Annotated in this window: 17 protein-coding genes and 1 pseudogene; 13 read left to right on the plus strand and 5 right to left on the minus strand. The window is 71.1% G+C overall.

Annotated elements, in window-relative coordinates:
• Positions 1 to 284: 284 nt before the first annotated feature.
• Entirely contained in the window at positions 285 to 1,499 is a 1,215-nt protein-coding gene (locus D7W81_RS25915; protein WP_120558071.1) for a serine/threonine-protein kinase, read from the minus strand.
• A gap of 231 nt (positions 1,500 to 1,730) precedes the next feature.
• Here D7W81_RS25915 and D7W81_RS25920 point away from each other — a divergent pair, with 231 nt between their 5' ends.
• The 6 genes from D7W81_RS25920 to D7W81_RS25945 all read left to right on the plus strand — a co-directional run bounded on the left by D7W81_RS25920 (position 1,731) and on the right by D7W81_RS25945 (position 9,610).
• Positions 1,731 to 2,108: a helix-turn-helix domain-containing protein gene (locus D7W81_RS25920; protein ID WP_120558072.1), complete on the plus strand. Its 378-nt coding sequence runs from the start codon at positions 1,731 to 1,733 to the stop codon at positions 2,106 to 2,108.
• 55 nt (positions 2,109 to 2,163) lie between these two features.
• Entirely contained in the window at positions 2,164 to 2,616 is a 453-nt protein-coding gene (locus D7W81_RS25925; protein WP_244227432.1) for a helix-turn-helix domain-containing protein, read from the plus strand.
• A 137-nt stretch (positions 2,617 to 2,753) separates the two neighbouring features.
• Positions 2,754 to 4,340 carry a GAF domain-containing sensor histidine kinase gene (locus D7W81_RS25930; RefSeq protein ID WP_120558073.1) on the plus strand — a complete coding sequence of 529 codons (1,587 nt, stop codon included), beginning with the start codon at positions 2,754 to 2,756 and terminating at the stop codon, positions 4,338 to 4,340.
• A 67-nt stretch (positions 4,341 to 4,407) separates the two neighbouring features.
• Positions 4,408 to 4,782 (plus strand): response regulator, encoded by a 375-nt coding sequence (locus D7W81_RS25935; protein WP_014400722.1) that lies wholly within the window; start codon positions 4,408 to 4,410, stop codon positions 4,780 to 4,782.
• The gene (locus tag D7W81_RS25940; protein ID WP_120558074.1) at positions 4,782 to 7,583 is read left to right on the plus strand and encodes an ATP-binding protein; all 2,802 of its coding nucleotides are present in this window, start codon (positions 4,782 to 4,784) and stop codon (positions 7,581 to 7,583) included. Before D7W81_RS25935 ends, D7W81_RS25940 begins: the two co-directional genes overlap by 1 nt.
• On the plus strand, positions 7,580 to 9,610 hold the full coding sequence (locus D7W81_RS25945) for a response regulator (protein ID WP_120558075.1): 2,031 nt from the start codon (positions 7,580 to 7,582) through the stop codon (positions 9,608 to 9,610). The genes D7W81_RS25940 and D7W81_RS25945 overlap by 4 nt, the downstream gene beginning before the upstream one ends.
• A 10-nt stretch (positions 9,611 to 9,620) precedes the next feature.
• Here D7W81_RS25945 and D7W81_RS25950 read toward each other — a convergent pair whose 3' ends face one another.
• Positions 9,621 to 11,195, minus strand: a complete 1,575-nt coding sequence (locus D7W81_RS25950; RefSeq protein ID WP_120558076.1) for an LVIVD repeat-containing protein — start codon at positions 11,193 to 11,195, stop codon at positions 9,621 to 9,623.
• A gap of 118 nt (positions 11,196 to 11,313) precedes the next feature.
• On the opposite strand from D7W81_RS25950, the gene D7W81_RS25955 reads away from it, so the two are divergent.
• The 5 genes from D7W81_RS25955 (at position 11,314) to D7W81_RS25975 (ending at position 16,417) form a co-directional block, all read left to right on the plus strand.
• Positions 11,314 to 12,072, plus strand: coding sequence for a hypothetical protein (locus D7W81_RS25955; protein WP_120558077.1), 759 nt, complete (start codon positions 11,314 to 11,316; stop codon positions 12,070 to 12,072).
• A gap of 26 nt (positions 12,073 to 12,098) precedes the next feature.
• Positions 12,099 to 13,202, plus strand: a complete 1,104-nt coding sequence (locus tag D7W81_RS25960) for an AAA family ATPase (protein ID WP_120558078.1) — start codon at positions 12,099 to 12,101, stop codon at positions 13,200 to 13,202.
• Entirely contained in the window at positions 13,199 to 14,095 is an 897-nt protein-coding gene (truB, locus tag D7W81_RS25965) for a tRNA pseudouridine(55) synthase TruB (protein ID WP_120558079.1), read from the plus strand. The genes D7W81_RS25960 and truB overlap by 4 nt, the downstream gene beginning before the upstream one ends.
• Before the next feature lie 12 nt (positions 14,096 to 14,107).
• Positions 14,108 to 14,704, plus strand: coding sequence for a GNAT family N-acetyltransferase (locus tag D7W81_RS25970; protein ID WP_120558080.1), 597 nt, complete (start codon positions 14,108 to 14,110; stop codon positions 14,702 to 14,704).
• Positions 14,705 to 14,911: 207 nt separating this feature from the next.
• Entirely contained in the window at positions 14,912 to 16,417 is a 1,506-nt protein-coding gene (locus D7W81_RS25975) for a hypothetical protein (protein ID WP_120558081.1), read from the plus strand.
• Between the two features lie 105 nt (positions 16,418 to 16,522).
• Here D7W81_RS25975 and tkt read toward each other — a convergent pair whose 3' ends face one another.
• The 3 genes from tkt to D7W81_RS25990 form a co-directional block, all read right to left on the minus strand.
• Entirely contained in the window at positions 16,523 to 18,580 is a 2,058-nt protein-coding gene (gene tkt / locus D7W81_RS25980; RefSeq protein ID WP_120558082.1) for a transketolase, read from the minus strand.
• Between the two features lie 134 nt (positions 18,581 to 18,714).
• A complete protein-coding gene (locus D7W81_RS25985; RefSeq protein ID WP_120558083.1) occupies positions 18,715 to 19,920 on the minus strand; it encodes a vWA domain-containing protein in 1,206 nt (401 codons plus the stop codon).
• A 19-nt stretch (positions 19,921 to 19,939) separates the two neighbouring features.
• Positions 19,940 to 20,788 (minus strand): AAA family ATPase, encoded by an 849-nt coding sequence (locus tag D7W81_RS25990; protein ID WP_120558084.1) that lies wholly within the window; start codon positions 20,786 to 20,788, stop codon positions 19,940 to 19,942.
• A gap of 108 nt (positions 20,789 to 20,896) precedes the next feature.
• Between D7W81_RS25990 and D7W81_RS25995 the strand changes: the two genes are divergently transcribed.
• Positions 20,897 to 21,568 (plus strand): vegetative protein, encoded by a 672-nt coding sequence (locus D7W81_RS25995; protein WP_244227433.1) that lies wholly within the window; start codon positions 20,897 to 20,899, stop codon positions 21,566 to 21,568.
• A 131-nt stretch (positions 21,569 to 21,699) separates the two neighbouring features.
• A pseudogene (locus D7W81_RS42825) lies at positions 21,700 to 21,896 on the plus strand (hypothetical protein); the annotation flags it as partial.

The raw sequence follows: 21,896 nt of genomic DNA on the forward strand, positions 1-21,896 counted from the left end.
CCGCCCATCCCGCCCCGGTAGCGCCGCCGCGCCAGCATCAGCAGCTCCCCGGTGGAGCGCACCTCCAGCTTGCGCACGAACTCGAAGGCCGTGCCTCCCACCGTGAACAGCACGCGCGGCCGGCGGGGCATGCCGGGAATCTCCTCCGTCGTCGTATCGGGCGTCTTCATGGCCTGCCTTTCAACCTTGGGGGTCGAGCGGAAATCGCTCAACCCCGCAGGTAGCACAAACCCTGTCGCGGTCAAACGTCCAGGGTTGGATTGAATGTGCAGGACCCCTGGGGTCTATCCGTCCCGGCGCAATCCCAGACGCTGGAGCCACCGCTCCCACCGCCTCCGCCACGCCAGCCGCCGGGCCACCCACCAGGGCATGGGCGGAGGCAGGGGCGCGGCCAGGCCCAGCGACGGTCCGGGCGGCGCCGGCACCAGGGGCGTGGGCGCGCTGGAGTGGGGCGCGGCGCCGGGGATGCGCCGCTCGTGGGCGCGCGCCCAGCGGCGCAGCTCGCGGGCCTCCTCGTTGCCGTCGAAGTAGTCGTCGGATTCCTCCGTGACGGCCTCGTGCGGCGGCGGCGCGTTGAACAGCGGCTGGTCCCAGCTGGCCGGGGCGCGCTCCAGCGCGGCGCTCAGGTCCGCGTAGAGGTCCGCGCCCATCTGGTAGCGCTCGGTGGCGTCCTGGCGCAGCAGCCGCTCACAGATGTCATTGAGCGCGCGGGGCACGCGCGGGTTGAGCGAGCGCGCCGCCCGTCCCTTGATGGCCTGGATTCCGCCCAGCAGCGCCGCGGCCGGCAGGTCCGGGGGATAGGGGAAGTCCCCGGTGAGCACCTGGAAGAGCGTGAGCCCCAGCGAATAGAGGTCGTCCGTGGGCTGGTAGATGTAGCGGGACATGCCCAGGGGGTGGTTCAGCCAGTAGCGCAGCAGCTCCGGGCTGCGGTAGCTGGGCGTGCCCGGCGGAGGCCGCCCGTCCGTGATGGCCGGAGCGCAGGCGTGGTCGCTGGAGCCGAAGTCCACCAGCACCGGCCGCGCGTCCGACGCTCGCACGATGATGTTGCTGCCCTTGATGTCGCGGTGGCGCACGCCCGCGCGGTGGATGAAGTCCAGCGTCAGCGCCAGCTCCGCGAACAGCCGCGCCACCTGCCGCGCCGTGGGCTTCGCCTCCATGGCCCAGTCCGACAGCGTGGGACCCTCCACGTAGTCCATGACCAGGAAGAGGTAGCCCGTGCGCGGGTGCGGCCAGCGGTGGTAGCCGCGCAGCGCCACCACGTTGGGGTGGGTCATGCGGTGCAGCACGCTCACCTCCTTGAGCGTGCGCGCGTCCACCTGCGAGCCGTCCTCGGCGTCCTGGGGCCCCTGGAGCGCGAACTTCAGCGCCACGCGGAAGCCCCCGGTCTCCGCCAGGAACACGGTGCCGAAGCCCCCGGTGGCCAGGCGCTTCAAGAGCCGGAAGCTGCCCACCACCTCCTGGGGCTGAAGGAGCAGCGGATGTCCTCCCTGCACACTCATCGTGCGGTGCCTCCCGCGCCCGGAGGGAGCCGGGCTGCTGCGGGATGTGGAGAGTCCAGTCTGGGAGGGAGAACGTGGCTGGGAGGATGCATGCGGGAATCGGCCGGTAGGACCTAGCAGGTCCATAGCACGGAGGATGTCCCTTGGGGTAGTGTTGGCGCCGTGTCAGGTAGGATGCCGGACACCTGACTTCATGGGGCACACGGTCCGGCCAGGGGTAGGTGAGCGGCAATGAACGAGGAGCTGGCCATCACGGTGGGCACGGCGGCGCGCGAGGCCCGCGAGCGGCAGGGCCTGACCCAGGGCGACGTCGCCAGCCAGGTGGGCATCGCGATGGAGGTCTACAGCCGCATGGAGCGCGGGCGGGTGCTGCCCAGCTCCACCACCTTGCGCAGGCTGTCCATGGTGTTGCGCATCCGGGCGGACACGCTCCTGGGGTTGGACGGGCCCACGCCGCCCCAGGAAGCACGCACGCTGGCGCTGGCGGACCGCGAGGAGGACCCGCCCACGCTGCGCCGGCTGGTGCGCGCCTTGAGGCCCCTGGACGAAGAGGACTTGAAGGCCATGGGCCTCATCATCCAGGGCGCGCTCGCGCTGCGCGAACGCTGACGGCCCGCCGGCCCTGAAAACTTGCGCGCCAGGGGAGAGGTGCAAGGTTTTGGGCGTGCCCTCCCAGGTGAATGAAAAGCTGAACACGGTGTTTGGAGCCGCCGCCCGCGACGCGCGGCTGCGGTTGGGCCTCACGCAGGCGGACGTGGCGGAGCGCGTGGGCATCGCCATGGAGGTCTACAGCCGCATGGAGCGCGGCCGGATGCTGCCCCGGGCGCGCAACCTGCGCCGGCTGTGCGAGGTGTTGTCCGTGTCCGCGGACACGCTGCTGGGCGTGGGCACCGGCCCCGCGCCGGTGTCGCCCCGGGCCACGCCGCACCAGGAGGACTCGCTGGAGCTGCGGCGCCTGGTGCGCACGCTGCGCGAACTGGAGCCCCGCCAGCTCAAGGCCGTGGCGCGCGTGGTGCGCACCGTGGTGTCCGTCATGCCCCCCAGGTCCGCCGCCGCCTCCACGCCCGCCGCCCGGAAGAAGGCCTTGGCCCAGGGTCGTAAACGCCGCACCGCGTAGCGCGGCGCCAAGGGCAGACAAATCCTCCCGGGCTGCAATCCGGTGTCTGCCTGCACGCCCTCCGGACCCGGAGGCGGGCCTTCGTGAGCGCCCCCCTCCCCAATGGCAGACAGGTGGGGTAGCACGGGGCGCACGCCATGCTTCCTCCTCCGACGCCCGCGGACGAGCCGCGGCGCCTCCAGGCGCTGCGTTCGCTGTGTCTGCTGGACACGCCCGCGCATGAGCGCTTCGACCGCATCGTGCGCGCGGCCTCGCACCTGTTCCGGGTGCCCATCGCGCTGGTGTCGCTCATCGACGAGAACCGCCAGTGGTTCAAGGCCCGCCAGGGGCTGGACGCCACCGAGACGCCGCGCGACGTGTCCTTCTGCGGCCACGCCATCCTCTCCCCCACCACCTTCGTCGTGCCGGACGCGCTGAAGGACCCGCGCTTCCACGACAACCCGCTGGTGCTGGGCGCCCCCTTCGTCCGCTTCTACGCGGGCCACCCCCTGCGCGCCCCGGACGGCAGCCGCGTGGGCACCCTGTGCCTCATCGACCACCAGCCCCGGGACCTCTCCGACGCGGACCGCGCCGCCCTGGCGGACCTGGCGGGCTGGGCGGAGGTGGAGCTCAGCGCCCTGCACGAGCGCGAGGCCCGCATCGGCCTGGAGCAGCAGGAGCGCTTCTTCCAGGTCTCCATGGACATGCTCTGCATCGCCGCCATGGACGGCACCTTCCTGCGCCTGTCCCAGGCCTGGAGCCGCACCCTCGGCTTCTCCGAGGCGGAGCTCTACAGCACGTCCCTGGTGGACCTGGCCCTGGAGGAGGACCGCGCCGCCACCTCCGGGCACCTGGCCCGCGCCCGGGAGGGCGCCTCCGTCCTCCAGTTCGAGCACCGCGCCCGCTGCCGGGACGGCTCCTGGCGCTGGCTCCAGTGGAACGCCGTGCCGGACCTGGAGGAGGGGCTGCTCTACGCCGTCGCCCGGGACGTCACCCAGGCCCGCCTCCTGGAGGACGAACGCCAGCGCGTGGAGCGGATGAAGAACGAGTTCATCTCCACCGTGAGCCACGAGCTGCGCACGCCGCTCACCTCCATCCGGGGCTCGCTGGGCCTCTTGTGCGGCGGCATCGCCGGCCCCCTGGACGCGGAGGTGGCGCGGATGGTGGGCATTGCCCACAAGAACAGCGAACGGCTGCTGCGCCTCATCAACGACATCCTGGACCTGGAGAAGATGGAGTCCGGCCGGATGGACCTGAACCTGGCCCCCACGGACGTCGCGCCGCTGCTCTCCCAGGTCCTCCAGGCCCACCAGGGCTACGCGGACGAATACGGCGTGCGCCTGGAGGTGGTCGTGGACCTCCCCGACGCCCGCGCCCATGCCCGCGTGGACGAGGACCGCTTCATCCAGGTGCTGGCCAACCTCCTGTCCAACGCCATCAAGTTCTCCCCCCAGGGCGAGCGCGTCACCCTGTCCCTCACCCGCGAGGCCGGCGCCCTGCGCGTGGGCGTGCAGGACCACGGCCCCGGCATCCCGGAGGCCTTCCAGGGCCGCGTCTTCCAGAAGTTCGCCCAGGCGGACGCGTCCGACACCCGCAAGCGCCCCGGCACGGGCCTGGGGCTGAGCATCGCCCACGGGCTGGTGGCGCGCATGGGCGGCACCCTGCGCTTCACCACCGCCCCCGGCGCCGGCACCCGCTTCTCCTTCGACCTGCCGGAGTGCGAACCCGGGTCCGGGGCCGCCTGAGGGATCCACTTCCGCTCCGCTCCCGTAACCCCCGATCCAAACCCTGCTTCCCGGAGCACTCCCTCCCATGGCGAAAATCGAGAAGGTCCTGCTCGTGGACGACGAGGATGACATCCGCACCATCGGGCAGCTGAGCCTGAGCCGGGTGGGGGGATGGAAGACGGTGCTCGCGTCCTCGGGCGCGGAGGCCCTGGAGAAGGCGGGCCAGGAAGGCCCCGACCTCATCCTCCTGGACGTGATGATGCCCGGCATGGACGGGCCCACCACGTTCGGCCGGCTGCGCGCCCAGCCCGCCACCGCGAACACGCCCATCATCTTCATGACCGCCAAGGTCCAGAAGCAGGAGGTGGCGCGCTACCTGGAGCTGGGCGCGGTGGGCGTCATCGGCAAGCCCTTCGACCCCATGACGCTGCCGCAGGAAATCCGCCGCCTGGTGCCTTGATGGAACCCCGCCTGTCCAAACGCTCCGCCGCGCTGGCCGCCGGCGCCCTGGTGCTCCTGTGCGCCCTGTTCATCCTGGGCCGCCAGGGCTCCACCGCCGACCACGACCACTACCGCACCCAGATGCGGCATCTGCGCGTGGCCACGGCGGAGCTGGAACAGGGCGTGCTGCGTCAGCGCGTGGGCCTGGCGGCGCTGCGCGGCGCGTCCGGCCGGGACTTCGACGCGCTGGCCGCCCGCGCCCGCATGCTGCGCACGGCCCCGAGCTTCCTCCCGGATGAGGGCATGCGGTCGCTCAACGCATCCCTGGACACGTACCTGCGCGTGCTGGAGGGCTCCCGCGGCCTGATGGCGGCGGCTCAGGAGAAGGACGTCCAGCTCGCGCGACTGCGCGAAGCCTTCCCCCGGCAGGCCGCCGCCACCGCCGCCCTGCTGCCCCCGGGCGCGGCGCGCGAACAGGTGGAGGCGCTGGGCGTGGACGTGCTCCTCGCCTCTCGCTCGCAGGGAGAAGCCTCTGACGCCCGCGTGGAAGCCTCGCTCGCGCTCCTGACCCGGGCGCTCGAGGGGCAGCCGCTGTCCGCTCCCGCCCGCGCCATGCTGGAGGGCCTGGAGGCCCGCGCGCGCGAATTGATGGCGCTCCAGCGCTCCGCGGACGCGTCCTTCCAGGCGCTCCTGGACCACGGCGCCACCGCCGAGGCCGAGCGCCTCATCACCACCTACCTCCAGCTCCAGGAGCAGTCCCAGTCCCGGGCGGAGCGCACGCGCATCGTCCTCTTCGGCGTGTCGCTGCTGCTCGTGGGCTACGTGCTCGTCGTGCTGGTGCGGCTGGCGCGGGCGTCCGCGGCGCTGGGGGAGCTCAACCGGGAGCTGGAGGCGCGCGTGACGGAGCGCACCCAGGCCCTGTCCGCCGCCAGCGCGGAGGCGCGGGCCAGCGACGCGCGCAAGGCCGCCATCCTGGAGGCGTCGCCGGACGGCATCGTGGTGCTGGACGAGTCCGGCCGCGTCGCGGAGTTCAACCCCTCCGCGGCGGCCCACTTCCGCCTGCCGTCCGCGCGGGCGGTGGGCGCGGACTTCCTGTCGCTCTCGCTGCCCGCGTCGCTGCCGGCCTCGCAGCGGGAGTCCGTCCACGCCGCGCTCCTCCACGACGGCGGCGCGCGGCGCGTGGAGACGCCCTGCCTGCGCGCGGACGGCGACGTGTTCCCCGGGGAGCTCACCTTCGCGCGCGTGCACGCGGACGGCCCGCCGCGCACCACCGTCTTCGTGCGCGACCTCACGGAGCGCAAGGCCGTGGAGCGGATGAAGAACGAGTTCGTCTCCACCGTGAGCCACGAGCTGCGCACGCCGCTCACCTCCATCCGCGGCTCGCTGGGCCTGCTGGAGAACGGCATCGTGGGGGAGTTGCCCTCGCAGGCGCTGGACATGGTGCGCATCGCGCGCACCAACACGGAACGGCTCATCCGCCTCATCAACGACATCCTGGACCTGGAGAAGATGGAGTCGGGGATGCTGGAGCTGAAGCTCCAGCCGCAGACGGCGCAGGACCTGGTGGAGGCCACGCTCGCGGGCGTGCAGGGCATGGCGGAGACGGCGCACGTCACGCTGCGCTCGGACGTGGAGGGAGCGCCGCAGGTGAAGGGCGACCGCGACCGGCTCATCCAGGTGCTCACCAACCTGGTCTCCAACGCCATCAAGTTCTCTCCCCAGGGCGCCTCCGTGACGGTGGCGGCGGGCCTCTCGGGGAACGGCCGGGTGCGCTTCAGCGTCACGGACCAGGGCGCCGGCATCCCGGAGGAGAAGCTCCCCCGCCTCTTCGGCCGCTTCCAGCAACTGGACGCGTCCGACACCCGCTCCAAGGGCGGCACCGGCCTGGGGCTGGCCATCTCGCAGGCCATCGTGGAGCAGCACGGCGGCCGCATCGACGTGACCAGCCCCCCCGGCCAGGGCGCCACCTTCCACTTCACCCTGGAGGCCCTGCGCGTCCCCGCGCCGGGCGCTGGCACGGCGCTGCCCGCGGACGAGTCGCGCCACAACGTGCTCATCGTCACCGCGGACGTGGAGCTGTCCGCCCTGCTGCGCGGCCTGCTGTCGCACGAAGGCTACCGGGTGATGCGCGCCACCACGCTCACGGAGGCCGTGCAGGCGGTGGAGCTGTCGCTGCCGGACGCGCTGGTGGTGGACATGCAGATGCCGGACGGTCCCGCGCTGGACTGGGTGCGCCGCCTGCGGGAACAGCCGCGCACGCGCGAACTGCCCGTGGTGGCGCTGTCCGGGCGCTCGCAGCCGGGGGCGAAGGACACGGGCACGGCGCTGCTGGTGGACTGGCTGCCCACGCCCGTGGAGGAAACGCGGTTGCTGAAGACACTGCGTTACGCCATGCGCCAGCCGGGCCAGGCGCGCGTGCTGGTGGTGGACGACGACGCCACCACGCGCCGGGTGCTGTGCGCGCAGTTCGAACGGCTGGGCGCGCTGTGCATTGAAGCGGCGGACGGGGAGAGCGCGGTGGCGCTCGCGCGCGACACGCCCCCGGACCTCATCGTCCTGGACGTGGGGCTGCCCCGGCTGGACGGCTTCGAGGTGGTGGACATCCTGCGCCAGGGCAAGGGCCGCGCCACGCCGCTCATCGTCTTCACCGGCCGTGAGCTGTCGCGCACCGACCAGCGCCAGCTCACGCTGGGCATCACCCGGCACCTGACGAAGGCCCGCGCTTCCGAGGAGGAGCTGGTGGCCTCCGTGCGGGAGCTGCTCAACGGACTGCTGGCCCGCCGCGACACCGCGGCCGGGCCCCGAAAGGCGATGCCATGAGCACCGCGCGCAATGACAAGACGCTGCTCTTCCTGGAGGACGACCGCGATCTCCAGGCCCTGGTGTGCACCTTCCTCCGGGAGAAGGGCTACCAGGTGACCCCCGCGCGCACCGCCGCGGAGGCGCGCGAGGTGCTCCAGACGAAGCCCGTGGACGCCGCCATCGTGGACGGCCTCTTGCCGGGCATGACGGGCGCGGACTTCATCCGCGAGCTGCGCAAGACGAAGCCGGGCCTGCCGGTGCTCTTCGCGTCCGCCTTCTGGAAGGACCTGAAGAGCCACGAACTGCTCACGCGCCAGCTGGGCGTGGCGCGCGTAGTGCACAAGCCCTACCGGCCGGAGGAGCTGGTGGTGTGGCTGGAGCAGCTCTTCACCGTGGCGGAGCCGCCGCCCCTGCCTCCGGAGTCACTGGACGAGGACGACGACCCGGAGCCCGTGGACGACTTCGCGGCCAGCCTGGCCCTCCTGAGCGCGGAGTACGGCGCGAAGCTGCCGGAGCGGCTGGCCACGTTGCAGGCCCTGCTCGGCAAGGGGCGCCACGGGGACGCGGCGGCCATGGATGAGGCCTACAGCGTCGTGCACAAGCTGCACGGCACCGCGGGCAGCTACGGCTTCCGCGACGTGAGCATCACGGCGGGCGCGCTGGAGGACGTCCTCCGGCCAGTGAAGACCGGGGGCGCGCTGGACTGGGCCCGGGTGGACGCGGGCTTCCGCGCGCTGGAGGACCGGGTGTCGCTGCCGGTCCTCGCCCCGGAGCCGGAGCCGGAGGAGGCCGTCGTCGCCGCCATGGGCACGCTGCTCGTGGTGGACGAGGACGCGGCCATCCTCGCGGACGCGAAGCAGATGGGGGACCGCGAAGGCGTGCGCGTGGTGACGGCCCGCACGTCCCAGGAGGCCTGCGCCGCGGTGGAGCGGCAGTGGGTGGACGGGGCGCTGTTGCACATGGGCACGGAGGGGCTCGCCACCGCGAGCGCGCTGCGCGCCCTGGAGGGCCACCAGTCCCTGCCGCTGGCCTTCTCCAGCACGGGCGCGGGCCTGCAGGAGCGCGTGCACGCGGCGCACGCGGGCGCGTCGCTGTTCCTGCCCCGGCCCTTCACCCAGCAGGACTTCGCCACCGCGGCGGAGCGGCTGGTGGCGGCGCGCCGGCTGGAGCGCGCGAAGGTGATGGTGGTGGATGACGACCCGGAGGCGGTGCGCGCCCTCTCCCAGGCGCTGGTGAGCGACGCGGTGGAGGTGGTGGGGCTGGAGAACGCCTACGGCCTGCTGGACGCGCTCGCGCAGCACCGCCCGGACCTGCTGCTCCTGGACGTGCAGATGCCCGGGCCCAGCGGCTTCGACCTGTGCCGCATCCTGCGCCTGACGCCGGAGTGGCAGGACCTGCCCATCCTGCTCATCACCACGCAGGTGGGGCTGGAGTTCCGGCTGGCCGCGTTCCAGGCCGGCGCGGATGACTACCTGGCCAAGCCCGTGCTGAGGGAGGAGCTGCGCGCCCGCGTGCACGCGCGGCTGGAGCGGGCGCGGCTGTCGCGCGAGCGCACGGAGCGCGACGCGCTCACCGGCCTGATGCTGCGCCGCCCCTTCGTGGAGGCGGTGGCCACGCGGCTGTCGGAAGCGCGCCGGAGCGACAGGCCGCTGGCGCTCTGCTTCCTGGACGTGGACCACTTCAAGAAGGTGAACGACCAGCACGGCCACCTCGCGGGGGACCGCGTGCTGATGCGGCTGGGGCGCCTGCTGGGGGCGCGCTTCCGCCGGGAAGACCTGCGCGCCCGCTGGGGCGGCGAGGAGTTCGTCGTCGCGCTCCTGGGCGAAACCGCGGAGAGCGCGAAGGAGATCCTCTCCCGCACGGCGGAGGAGCTTTCGGAGATGGCCTTCGAAAGCGACGCGGGTGGCACCTTCCACGTCACCTTCAGCGCGGGGCTCGCGGTGGCGCCGGGGGACGGCACCACCCTGGACGAGCTCCTGCGCACCGCCGACGCCCGGCTCTACCGGGCGAAGGAGAACGGCCGCAACCGCATCGAAACGGAGTGACGCCCGTCCGTCACGGCTCCGCCAGCACCAGCAGCCCGCGCGACAGGTCCACGACGTAGATGTTCCCGTCGCCCGGCACGCGGATGCCGATGGCCCCCTGATAGAGGCTGGACGTGCTGCGCGGGTGCGCTTCCTGGAAGGAGTCGAAGGCGGCGATCTCCTTCGGTTGATCAGGCTGGGCGACGTCGAAGACGCGCACACCCTCGTGGTACCAGGCCACGTAGAGCCGCGTGCCCTTCAGCACCATGTTGTGGATGGACGTCTGCGGGCGCTTGCGCACCTCGCCAATGAGCTTCATGCGCGCCGGGTCGGTGACGTCCAGCACGCGCAGGTGCGCACCAGAGCGCTCGCCGCCCTCGAAGGCGATGGTGCGGCCCTGGATGGTGCCCACCGCGTTCGCGTGGCTGTACTGCCCCCTGAAGGCATATTTGCCCAGCACGGGCGTCACGTCCGGGCGCTTCACGTCCAGGACGACGTAGCCGGTGGTCGTGTGGTTGACGTAGAGCCGGTCCTGGTAGGCGAACGCGTCGTGCGGGTAGCTGTTCGCCTCCTCACGAGGCACGGAGATGCGGCTGAGCAGCCGGGGCTCCAGCGGCGAGGCCACGTCGAACAGGAGCGTCTCGCCGTTGGGGGACGGGGACATGGCGTACAGCCGGTCGCCGTCCACGAACACGGTGTGCACGTCGATGGCGCCACCGGGCAGCGCGCGCACGTACTGGGGGCTGGCCGGGTTCGTGATGTCGAAGACGATGACGCCGGAGTCGGCGCTGGCGACGTAGAGCGCGTCACCCTTGGCCCAGACGCCATTCCAGTAGTTGTCGTTGGGCAGGCTCACGCGGGTGACGAGGACCGGGTGCGCCGGGTCGCTCACGTTGAAGACGCTCAGGCCCCCGTCCTCCTCCGTGCCTCGGGGGACGGACACCACGTAGGCGTGGGCCTTGGTGACGTAGACGTCCACGGGGTCACCCACCGGGACGGCGGACTCGGAGACGAGGCGCAGGGGCTGCGCGCCGGTGTCCGCTTCCCGGTCCAGGTTCATCCGCTGGGCATGGAACGTCCCGGCGTACTCCTGCACGCCGTCGGTGCAGCGCACGAAGCAGCCGGTGAGGTGGCCGGGCTCCGGCACGCGGCAGCCCGCGAGCGCGTACTGCTGCTTCTTCTTGGAGGCGGTGGTGAGCTCGCCGGTGATGAAGAACCCCTGCGGGCCCACCTGGTGGTGCACCAGGGGGCGGCCCAGGAAGCTGGGGGTGGTGTCCAGGCGGAAGCCCGCGCCGAACGCGCTCGCGGAGTTGTAGCGGAGGATGGCCTGGTAGACGCCGGACGGCTCCAGGGCGCGCACCGCGTCCAGGTCACAGCCCCCGAGGGGAAAGCTGGTCGGGTCGGAGCAGTTCGCCTGGGGCACCGTGTCGTTCGGCTCCCTGCAGGGTTCGGGGAGCTCCTCGTCCACGTAGTCGGTGCGCTCGACGATGGGCTTCGGATCCCAGGTGCCGGTGTCCGGCACGGCAGGGTCGGAGTTGCTACAGCCGGAAAGGGACAGGGCGCAGGCGAACAGGCCCGTGCCCAGGAGGCGAAGGGAAGACGTCATGGGATGAAGGCTCCTGCGCAAGGCTTCGCGGTCCACGGCCGGCGGCGAAGCATCCGAGGAGTCTAACCCACGGCGTGAAGCGGATGCGCGAGCCCCCGTGTGACGCTAGAAGCCCTCCATGCACCCACGCCGTCCGGACATCGACGCCGCGCTCGCCGACCTGCGCACCCGAGTGCCCGGTGGGAAGATTGTCGACCACTGGGGCGGCGAGCGTCCCTGGCCCACGCCCGAGCAGCAGCGCCTGCGGGACGCTTGGCTCGACAGCACGGCGGAGGCGCTGGAGGCGGCGCTGACGCGGCAGGCCTTCGAGCCCATCTCCATCCCCGAAGCCCGGAGCCCCCCGGACTGGGAGTTCATCGTCGCCCACGCGCTGGCGCGCCACGGCGGACCGGTGGCCTCCTTCCCCCGGTTCTCGGAGACCCGGCAGCGCGAGGGGGAGACGTTCATCACGCTCGGCGCGGGCTACGACCAGTTGGTCATCTACCAGGGCCCTCTGGAGCTCTACGGCCACGTCCACCTGTCGGGGACCGTGGTCGTGCTGGGAGACCTCATCGTCCACGGGGCCCTGATGGATGGGGACCCGGCGGACTCGGGGATCGTGGTCATTGGCAACGAACGGGTGCGCGCGCTGTTCATGGGCGCGGATCACCTCGTGACCGGCGACCTGGAAGCGGACCTGATGATTCCGTCCGGCTCGGAGGGGTCGTATGACGTCGGCGGAGAGGTCCGTGCGCGCCTGCGGCTGGAGAACTCCACGGTCGGTGACGAGGCGCGGCGCTGGCTGGAGCCCGTGCCGTCCGAAGAAGTCCTCAAGGATGGCTGGGCGCTGTGCCGGGAGGTGGGCAGCGGCCGGTCGAAGGTGCGGCCTCCTCCGTAAGAGCCGGATAGGCTCACGCGCACCTCATGCCCCTCACGCGTCTGGACATCGCAGGCTACCGCTCCGTGCGTCAGCTCCACCTGGAACTGGGGCCGGTGACGGTGGTCGTGGGGCCCAACGGCAGCGGCAAGACGAACCTGTACCGCGCGCTGTACCTGCTCTCCACCGCGGCGGAAGGCCGGCTCGCGCGCACGCTGGCGGACGAAGGTGGCGCCCCGAGCGTGATGTGGGCCGGCCCGCGCGACCCCAAGAAGCCGGCGCGGCTGCGCGTGACGGTGGACCTGGACGACCTCACCTACGAGCTGCAATGCGGCCTGGTGCCCACTGCGCCCGGGGAGCCGCGACCGACGATGTTCACCCTGGACCCCGAGGTGAAGGAGGAGCACCTCTGGGCGCACGCCGGGGGCCGGCGGCTGGTGTTGATGGAGCGCAAGGACCGCACGGCGTTCATCCGCGACGCGGACGGAAAGCGCATCACGTTCCCCACGGAGCTGTGGGGCGCGGAGTCGGTGATGGATCAGCTCGCGGAACCGCACCGCTTCCCCAGGTTGGCGGAGGTCCAGCGCACGTTGAGCGCGTGGCGCTTCTACCACCACTTCCGCACGGATCCGGACGCGCTGCCCCGTCACCCGCAGGTGGGCGTGCGCACGCCGGTGCTCGCCTCGGACGGGCGCGACCTCGCGGCGGCGCTCCAAACCATCTGGGAGATTGGCGACGAGCGGGCCCTGGAGCAGGGCATCGACGACGCCTTCCCCGGAGCCAGGCTGGAGGTGCGCGCGGAGCAAGGCCGCTTCAGCCTCTTGCTGCACATGCCCGGCCTGTCGAGGCCCATGGCGGCGGCGGAGCTGTCGGACGGGACGCTGCGCTACCTGTGCCTGCTGGCGGCGCTGCTCAGTCCCAGGCCGCCGCCGTTCCTCGCGCTGAACGAACCGGAGACCAGCCTGCACCCGGACCTGCTGGAGCCCCTGGGCCGGCTCATCGTGCGAGCGTCCGAGTACAGCCAGGTCTGGGTGACGACGCACGCGGAAGCCCTCGCACGCGTCATCGCGGACAAGACCGGCACGTCCCCCGTGCACCTGGAGAAAGAGCTGGGCGCGACGACGGTGAAGCGGAACGGGAGCGGCGAATGACCCCCGGCCTCTACCTCACGCACAAGCCCGTGGGCGCCACCAGCTTCACCACCGTCCGTGCCTTCCAGGAGGAAGCGCAGGCCACGCGCCCTGGCCGCCGCACGGCGCTGTGTCACGGCGGCACGTTGGATCCCTTCGCGGAAGGGCTGCTGCTGATGCTGGTGGGCCCGGCCACGCACCTCTTCGAACACCTGCACGCCGCACCCAAGGTCTACGAGGCCCGCGTGGAGTGGGGCACGGAGATGGACACCGGCGACCTGCACGGCCGCCCCGTGCACCAGGGAGACGCGACCGCGCTCACGCCCGAGCGCCTGGAGGAATCGCTGCGTCCGTTCCTCGGCTGGACGGATCAGGTGCCCCCCGCCACCAGCGCGAAGAAGCTCGGAGGCGAGCCCGCCTACCGCAAGGCCCACCGGGGTGAAGCCGTGGACCTGCCTCCGTCGCGCGTGTACCTGCACGCCGCGCGCTGGCTCTCGCACGACCTGCCCCGCGCCAGCGTCCTGGAGCTCACCTGCCGGGGCGGCTACTACGTCCGCGCCCTGGCCCGCGACCTGGGACGCGCGCTCGGCTGCGGCGCGCATCTCTCCACGTTGAAGCGCACGGCCATCGGCCCGTGGAAGGACCCCGGCCCCGGCCCTCGCATCGAGCTGCACGGCCGCGACCTGCTCCCCTGGACGCCTTCACGCGCGCTCACGGATCAGGACGTCGGAGCCCTGCGCCAGGGCCAGTCCATCCCCACGGCGCCGCTCCAGCCCCCGGACTGGCGCCTCCCCCCGGGCTACCCGGAGCCAACGGGCCCGGTGCGCGGCTTCCACCAGGGGAAGTTGACCTTCCTGCTCACCCCCAGGGACGGAGCGCTCGCGCCCGAGACAGAGCTGCGCGGCGGCGTCTAGAACAGACGCCCCATGGCCCCCTCCGACCTGAAGACCGTCGAGCTCACCCCGGAGCTCTGGCCCGACCTCGAGAAGCTCTTCGGCCCCAACGGCGCCTGCGGTGGCTGCTGGTGCATGTACTGGCGCATCCCGGAGGGCGAGCGCTACGACGACGTGCGAGGCCCCGAGGCGAAGCGCCGCTTCAAGGCCCTGGTCGCGAGCGGAGAGGCGAAAGGCATCCTCGCCTACGCGGACGGCGAACCGGTGGGCTGGGCCACCTTCGGCCCGCGCCGTCACTTCTCGCGCCTGGACCGCGCCCCCAGCTTCAAGTGCGACGACGCGGACGCCGTCACCTCCGTGCCCTGCTTCTTCATCCACCGGAACTGGCGCAACCAGGGCGTGGCCACCGCGCTGCTCGCCGCCGTGGAGGCCGCGGTGCGCCGCGACGGCGCCGCCACCCTCGAAGGCTATCCGGTGAAACCGCCCCGGGGCGAAGCGCGTATCAGCAACGGAATGGCCTACACGGGCACGCTCCCGTTCTTCCTCAAGCGGGGCTACGTCCACGTCGCGGACCGGCCCGCTGGAAAGCAGCGCGTGCGCAAGGCGCTCAAGCCCGCGCGCCGGAAGTGATGCTTCCGGTCACCACCCCGGGGTGGGGGGGATGATGACTGTCATCACCGGTGGTGACTGTTGTCACCACCCCGGCTCTCGCGCCGTCAGCGTGTAACTCGTTGAAATAACAGAGGGTCAGGCGTCGGGCAGGGCTGGCACGACGCGCGCAATAGGTCCCGGCATGACTGCTTCCGCAACGGAAGCCGCTCCTACCGGAGATCAAAAATGACCACCATCAAGTCCACCGTCACCACCTCCCTGAACAGCAATGCGGCGCTCGGCAAGAAGGAGCTCGCGGTCCTCAAGGGGCCGTCCTCCCCGGTGAAGCAGGCGGCGGAGATGAAGGCGACGCTGAACAACATGAAGACCCAGGTGGAAGGCCTGAAGTCGCAGCTCGCGGACCTCAAGGCCCGCCAGAACATCGGCGACCAGTTCACCGCTGGCGGCCGCGGCTGCTGGACGCCCCCCAACGACAACTGGCAGCCCAAGGACCTGGGCGCCATGGTGGAGATGAACAAGCTGAACCAGACCCAGGGCCCCATCAGCGCCGATCAGTTCACGGACAGCATCGAGGCCGCCGTCGGGGACATGGACGGCCAGGCCGCCTCCGGTGAGTACCGCGCCGTCTCCGACTGGGCCGCCAACAACCGCGAGCGCCTCACCCCGGAAGCCCGCCAGGTGATGGACATCTACAGCAAGTACGCGGCGGTCTCCCAGTCGCGCGGCGAGTCCGGCATCCCCGAGGGCGACTACAAGAAGATGCTCGCGGAGATGCGCGACGTGGGTGACGCCGGCGCGAAGAAGTCGCTCGCCAACCTGGACAGCAAGACGAAGGGCGGCACGGTGTCCGGCCAGGACATGGCCCGCGCCATCCAGACCGGCACCGCGGACCACGACGGCCAGGCCGCCGGCGCGGAACTGAAGGAGTTCGAGAAGTGGGCCACCAAGAACGAGAGCCGCCTGTCCCCGGAGGCCAAGGAGGTCCTGGACGTCTACCGCAAGGCCGCCAAGACCGCGCAGGCCGAAGGCCGCTCCGGCCTCACGGACAAGGAGACCGCCGCCCTCAACAAGGAGATGCGCAAGGTGGGCGCCGGTGACGTGAGCGCCCGCAAGGCCACGGAGGCGCTCGACAAGGAGCAGGGCCCCATCTCCGGTGAGGACCTCACCAAGGCCATCAAGGACGGCATCTCCGACACCGACGGCCACTCCTCCACCTCCGAGCTGAAGGAGTTCGAGAAGTGGGCCGCCAAGAACGAGAGCCGCCTCACGCCCGAGGCCAAGGAGGTCCTGAAGACCTACCAGCAGGCCTCGAAGAAGGCCGGCCCGGAGGGCATGACGCAGAAGGAGGCGGACGCCATGTTCAAGAAGATGGACGGCTTCAAGACCTTCCACGACAGCTCCATGCGCAACGCGCTGGAGGGCCTGGACTCCAAGAAGGGGAAGATCTCCGGCAGCGACCTGACGGCCGCCATCGAGAAGGGCGCGGGGGACCTGGACGGCCAGGCGGCGGGCACCGAGTTCACCGACACGATGAAGTGGGCGCGCCAGAACTACGACCGCCTCACGCCGGAGGCCAAGAAGGTGGTGGACACCTACGAGAAGTACGCCACCCGCTCGCAGGCCCAGGGCTCCACGGGCATCGACCAGAAGGACTTCAAGAAGATGATCAACGAGATGAAGTTCATCAGCACCCCGCGCCCCACCACGCGCCCCGTGTTCTTCGCGGCCTGACCCCACATTTCCAGGGTTGTTCCCGCCGGTCGCCCGGCGGTGAACCCAGAGGTGCCCCGGACCTTCGGGGGAGGGTCCGGGGCCCTTTCATTTTCTACAGGGCCGTCAGTGCTTCTTCGCCTTGGCGATGGTGGCGTGCGCTTCCTTCACCACGTTCTCCACGGTGAAGCCGAACTTCTGCTGGAGCGCCTTGATGGGCGCGGACGCACCGAAGCTGCGCATGCCAATGGCGCTGCCCGTGTGTCCCACCCAGCGCTCCCAGCCGAACGCCGCGCCCTTCTCCACGGAGACGCGGGCCTTCACGTCCGGGGGCAGCACGCTGTCCTGGTACTCCTGGGGCTGCTGCTCGAACAGCTCCCACGACGGCATGCTCACCACGCGAGCCTTGACGCCCTCGGCCTTGAGCTTCTCCGCGGCCTCCACCACCAGCGCCACCTCCGTGCCCGTGCCGATGAGGATGACGTCCGGCTTTCCGCCCTCCGCCTCCAGCAGCGTGTACGCGCCCTTGGCCACGCCGGACGCGGGGGCGAACTTCGTGCGGTCCAGCGTGGGCACCGGCTGGCGCGACAGCACCAGGACCACCGGGTGGTGCTGCTGCTGCGCGATGTAGCGCCACGCCTCCGTCACCTCGTTGGCGTCACCGGGGCGCAGCACGATGTTGCCCGGCACCGCGCGCAGGGACACCAGCTGCTCCACCGGCTGGTGCGTGGGGCCGTCCTCGCCCAGGCCAATGGAGTCGTGGGTGAAGATGTGGATGGACGGAATCTCCATCAGCGACGACAGGCGCATGGAGGGGCGCTCGTAGTCACTGAAGATGAGGAACGTGGCGCCGTAGCCGCGCACATGGCTCAGGTTGAGGCCGTTGACGATGGAGCCCATCGCGTGCTCGCGCACGCCGAAGTGGATGTTGCGGCCCCCGTACTCGCCCGGCTTCATGGACGTGGAGGCGGACAGGTACGTCTTCGTGGACGGGTTGAGGTCCGCGGAGCCGCCCACCAGCCACGGGTAGTTCTTCGCCAGCGCGTTGAGCACCTTGCCGCCGGACTCGCGGGTGGCCATGCCCTTCGCGTCCGGGGGGAACACCGGCAGGTCCTTGTCCCAGCCCTCCGGCAGCTCGCGCTTGAGCAGCGCGTCCAGCTCGCGCGCCAGCTCCGGGTGCTGCTTGCGGTAGTCCGCGAAGGACTTGTCCCACGCTTCGCGCAGGCTCTTGCCGCGGGCGCCCAGGCGCTCCTGGAAGCGCTGCTGCACGCCGTCGGGCACCAGGAACTGCGCGTCCTCGGGCCAGCCGTAGGCCTTCTTGGTGGCCTTGATCTCCTCGGCACCCAGCGGCTCTCCGTGGGCGCTGGCGGAGCCCTGCTTCTTGGGGGACCCGAAGCCGATGAACGAGTTGACGATGATGAGCGTGGGCTTGCCGCGCTCGTCCTTGAAGGACTTGTAGGCCTTGGACAGCGCGTCCAGGTCGTTGGCGTCGGTGACCTTGAGCACGCGCCAGCCGTAGCCCTCGAAGCGGCGGCCCACGTCCTCCGTGAAGGCCAGGTCGGTGCTGCCGTCGATGGAGATGTGGTTGCTGTCGTAGATCCAGCACAGGTTGGGCAGCTGGAGGTGGCCCGCGAGCGACGCGGCCTCGGACGCCACACCCTCCATCATGTCGCCGTCGCCACAGAGGGCGTAGACGTCATGGGTGAACAGGTCGAAGCCCGGCTTGTTGAAGTGGCTGCCCAGCCACTTGCTGGCGATGGCCATGCCCACGCTGTTGGAGACGCCCGCGCCCAGGGGGCCGGTGGTGGTCTCCACGCCGGTGGTCCAGTGGTACTCCGGGTGGCCCGGCGTGGCGGAGTCCAGCTGGCGGAAGTTGCGGATGTCCTCCAGCGACACGGCCGGCACGTCCGTGACCTTCGCGTCCTTCACGCGCTTCACGCCCGCCAGGTGCAGCAGGCTGTAGAGCAGCATGGACGCGTGGCCATTGGACAGGATGAAGCGGTCGCGGTCCGGCCAGTTCGGCGTGGCCGGGTCGTAGCGCAGCTCCTGCTGCCACAGCTGGTAGGCCACGGGAGCCAGCGCCATGGGCGCGCCCGGGTGGCCCGAGTGGGCCTTCTCCACCGCGTCCATGGACAGCGTGCGGATGGTGTTGATTGCCTGCGTATCGATTTTTTCGGTCGTCATGCGGCCTCCCGCGCTGAGCCTGCGTCGCGGGCGCACCATGCCGTAACTGGGTCCGCCGCGCCGCACCAAACGCGCCCATCCGTCGGCAGCCACACCGACGGTCGGGCAGGGGACCCCGCGACCTTTTTCAGGAATTAACGCCGCGCCGCCGCCCCACGAGGCGTCTTCCCGCGGGTGAGGTGGTTCACCGCCTCACCCAGCCCCTCCACGGTGAGCGCGAACATGGGGAACACGTTGGCGATGATGGCGATGCTGCCCGTGCGCCACGACCCGCGAGGCTCCGGGTTGAGCCACACGTTGCGCTCGAAGTGCTGCGCCAGCTGCATCATCCACGTCAGGCCCTCCAGCCCCTCCTGACGGTACTGGCCATTGGCATCCGTGCGGATGCCCAGCTCATACGGGGCCATGGACGCATCGCCCACCATCACCAGCTTGTGATGCCTGCCCACCTGCGCGGTGAGCTCCGGCACGGTGAGGCCACCCGTCAGCTGCGGCGTGGCGTACAGCTTCCCGTAGACGCAGTTGTGGAAGTAGTAGGTCCGCAGCTCCTTGAAGTGCGAGGCCTGGCTGGCGACGCTGAACAGTCGGCTCACCAGGTGCGCGTATGGGTCCATGGAGCCGCCCACGTCCATGCACAGCACCACGCGCGTGTTGGGCCGGCGCGGCGGACGCGTGACCACCTCCAGCTCGCCCGCGTTCTTCGCGGTGGCGGCGATGCTCTCGTCAATATCCAGCTCCTCCGCCGCGCCCTCGCGCGCGAAGGCCCGCAGCTTGCGCAGCGCCACCGCCATCTGCCGCGTGTCCAGCACCACGTCGTCGCGGTAGCCCGCGTACTTGCGCGCGCCGGCCTGCCACAGCGCCTGGCCCTGCCGGCCGCCCGTGCCGCCAATGCGCACGCCCTGCCGGGCCGCGCCGTTGTTGCCAAAGGCAGACGCGCCGCCCGTGCCCACCCAGCGATTTCCGCCGTCGTGGCGCTCCGTCTGCTCCTTCAGCCGCTGCTCCAGCTGCCGGCGCAGCTCTTCTGGATCCCACTGCTCCAGGAGCGCCAGCTCCTCCGGGCTCAAATCCGTGCGCTCCTTGGCCTCCTCCAGCCAGGAGAGCAGCTCCTCGGTGAGCTTCAGCGCTTCGGACGCGACGCCCTGGAAGTGGAACAGGAACGCCTGATCAAAGGCATCCAGCTGCGTCTCGGAGTGGACCAGGAGCGCGCGAGCCACGTGGTAGAACCCATCCAGGCTGCTGTCATGCAGCCCGGCCTTCAGCGCCCCGGCCAGGGCGAGCGCCTCCTGCGCGCCCACCTTCACCCCGCGCTTTCGCAGCTCGTAGAAGAACGGCAGGAACATGGCGTGGTCCCCGTGCCCCTTAAGCGCGCGTCCGCCGGCCGCGCCCGAAGGCCTCGGCCACCGCCACCAGGTCCTGCTCCTTCTTGAGCAGCGCGCCCAGGAACGGCAGCTGCTCGTCCAGCTTCAACTCCACGACGCCGTTGGCCTTGAGCACGGAAATCCAGTCGACCAGCTCACTGGTGGAGGGCCGCTTGCGCAGCCGCGTCATCGCGCGCAGCTCGTAGAAGACCTTGAGCGCCTGGTCCGCCAGCGCGGAGTCCAGCCCCGGGTGGTGCACGTCCACGATGCGCTGCATGAGCTCGCGCTCCGGGAAGTCGATGAAGTGGAACACGCACCGGCGCAGGAACGCGTCGGGCAATTCCTTCTCGTTGTTGCTGGTGATGAGGACCACGGGGCGGTTCTTCGCCACCACCTCGTCGTTCGTCTCGGAGATGCGGAAGCGCATCCGGTCCAGCTCGTGGAGCAGGTCGTTGGGGAACTCCAGGTCCGCCTTGTCCACCTCGTCGATGAGCAACACCACGCGCTCGGGGGAGGCGAAGGCCTCGCCCAGCGGCCCCAGGCGGATGTATCGCCGGATGTCTCGCACGTCCCCGTCCCCGAAGCGCGAGTCATACAGCCGCTGCACGGTGTCGTAGACATACAGGCCGTCCTGCGCGCGCGTGGTGCTCTTCACGTGCCAGGTGAGCAGCTTCAATCCCAGTCCCTGGGCAATCGCTTCCGCCAGGAGCGTCTTGCCGGTGCCGGGCTCGCCCTTGACCAGCAGGGGACGCTGGAGCGTGAGGGCGCAATTGACGGCCGCCTGCAGGCCCTCGCTCGTGAGGTAGGAGTCGGTGCCGCGGAAGCGAACGGGAGTGGGAACCGGAGTCATGAATGGTTCCTTTAACATCCTGGGGAATGTTTCCATCCCTCCTCAGGCGGTTGGGTGTATATCCTGCCCCACATGGCCCCACTTTCACTTGAAACCGAACTCCGCGACATGGTCCGCCGCGAGTTGCAACTGCAACTGGCTCCCGTCCAGAAGGCCGTGGCCCGTATGGCCAATGGGCTGGATGCGTTGGATGACCTGCGGGAGATGATTGAACGGCTGGCGCCGCTCTCCAGCCGCCTGGGGGCCGTGGCGGGCGTGCGCACGCCCACGCTGGCGCCGGAGCCGGCCCGCCGCCGGGGTCCGGGCCGTCCGCCGAAGTCCGCCGCCGCGAAGGCCGCGCCCGCCGCGAAGACGCCGGCCGCGAAGATGCCTGCCGCGAAGGCCGCGCCCGCCGCGAAGATGCCTGCCGCGAAGGCCGCGCCCGCCGCGAAGGCCGCCGCGCCCGCCGCGAAGTCTCCGGGCCGTCCGCCGAAGGCCGCCGCCGTGGAAGACAACCAGGCTTGCGCCGTCGTCGGCTGCAAGCGCCAGAGCCGCTCCAAGGGCTACTGCTCGGCGCACTACCAGAAGCTGCGCCTGCTCATCCGCACGGGCCGCCGTCCGGACGCGTGGGTGGATGGCGCGAAGCCGCAGTCGGTGCCGGACGTCACGCTGCCGCGCGGTCGTGCGGGCAGCCAGGCGCTGAAGGAATCGGCGAAGCCGGCCGCGCCCGTCGCGCCGCCCAAGCCCAAGGCGTGGGTGCGCAAGAAGGGCTCCAGCGGCGGCATGGTGTCGCTGAACTGACGGAGGACGTTGTCCGTGGCCTTCCCCGCGTGACGGGTCGCCCACAGCGGCCCGCCATGCGTGCCCCGGGCCCGACACGCGTTGCTTCCTTCGGTTGACATGGGGCCCGTGGAGGTGTGAATCCCGGCCCCATGAGCGAGCAATATCCAGTCACTGTCGCGGTCCGCCGTCCTGACGGTTCGGTGGAGCAGGTCCGGGTGGGCACTGCGTACAGGAACGAAGACGGCTTCACGCTGCAGCTGGGCGAGCTGTCCATGAGCGCTACGCCCGTCGCGGCATCCGCCCCGGCGTACCGCCGTCCCGCGTCCCCGGGTGCCTCGTCCGGTGG

The organism is Corallococcus aberystwythensis, from assembly GCF_003612165.1.
GTDB lineage: Bacteria > Myxococcota > Myxococcia > Myxococcales > Myxococcaceae > Corallococcus > Corallococcus aberystwythensis.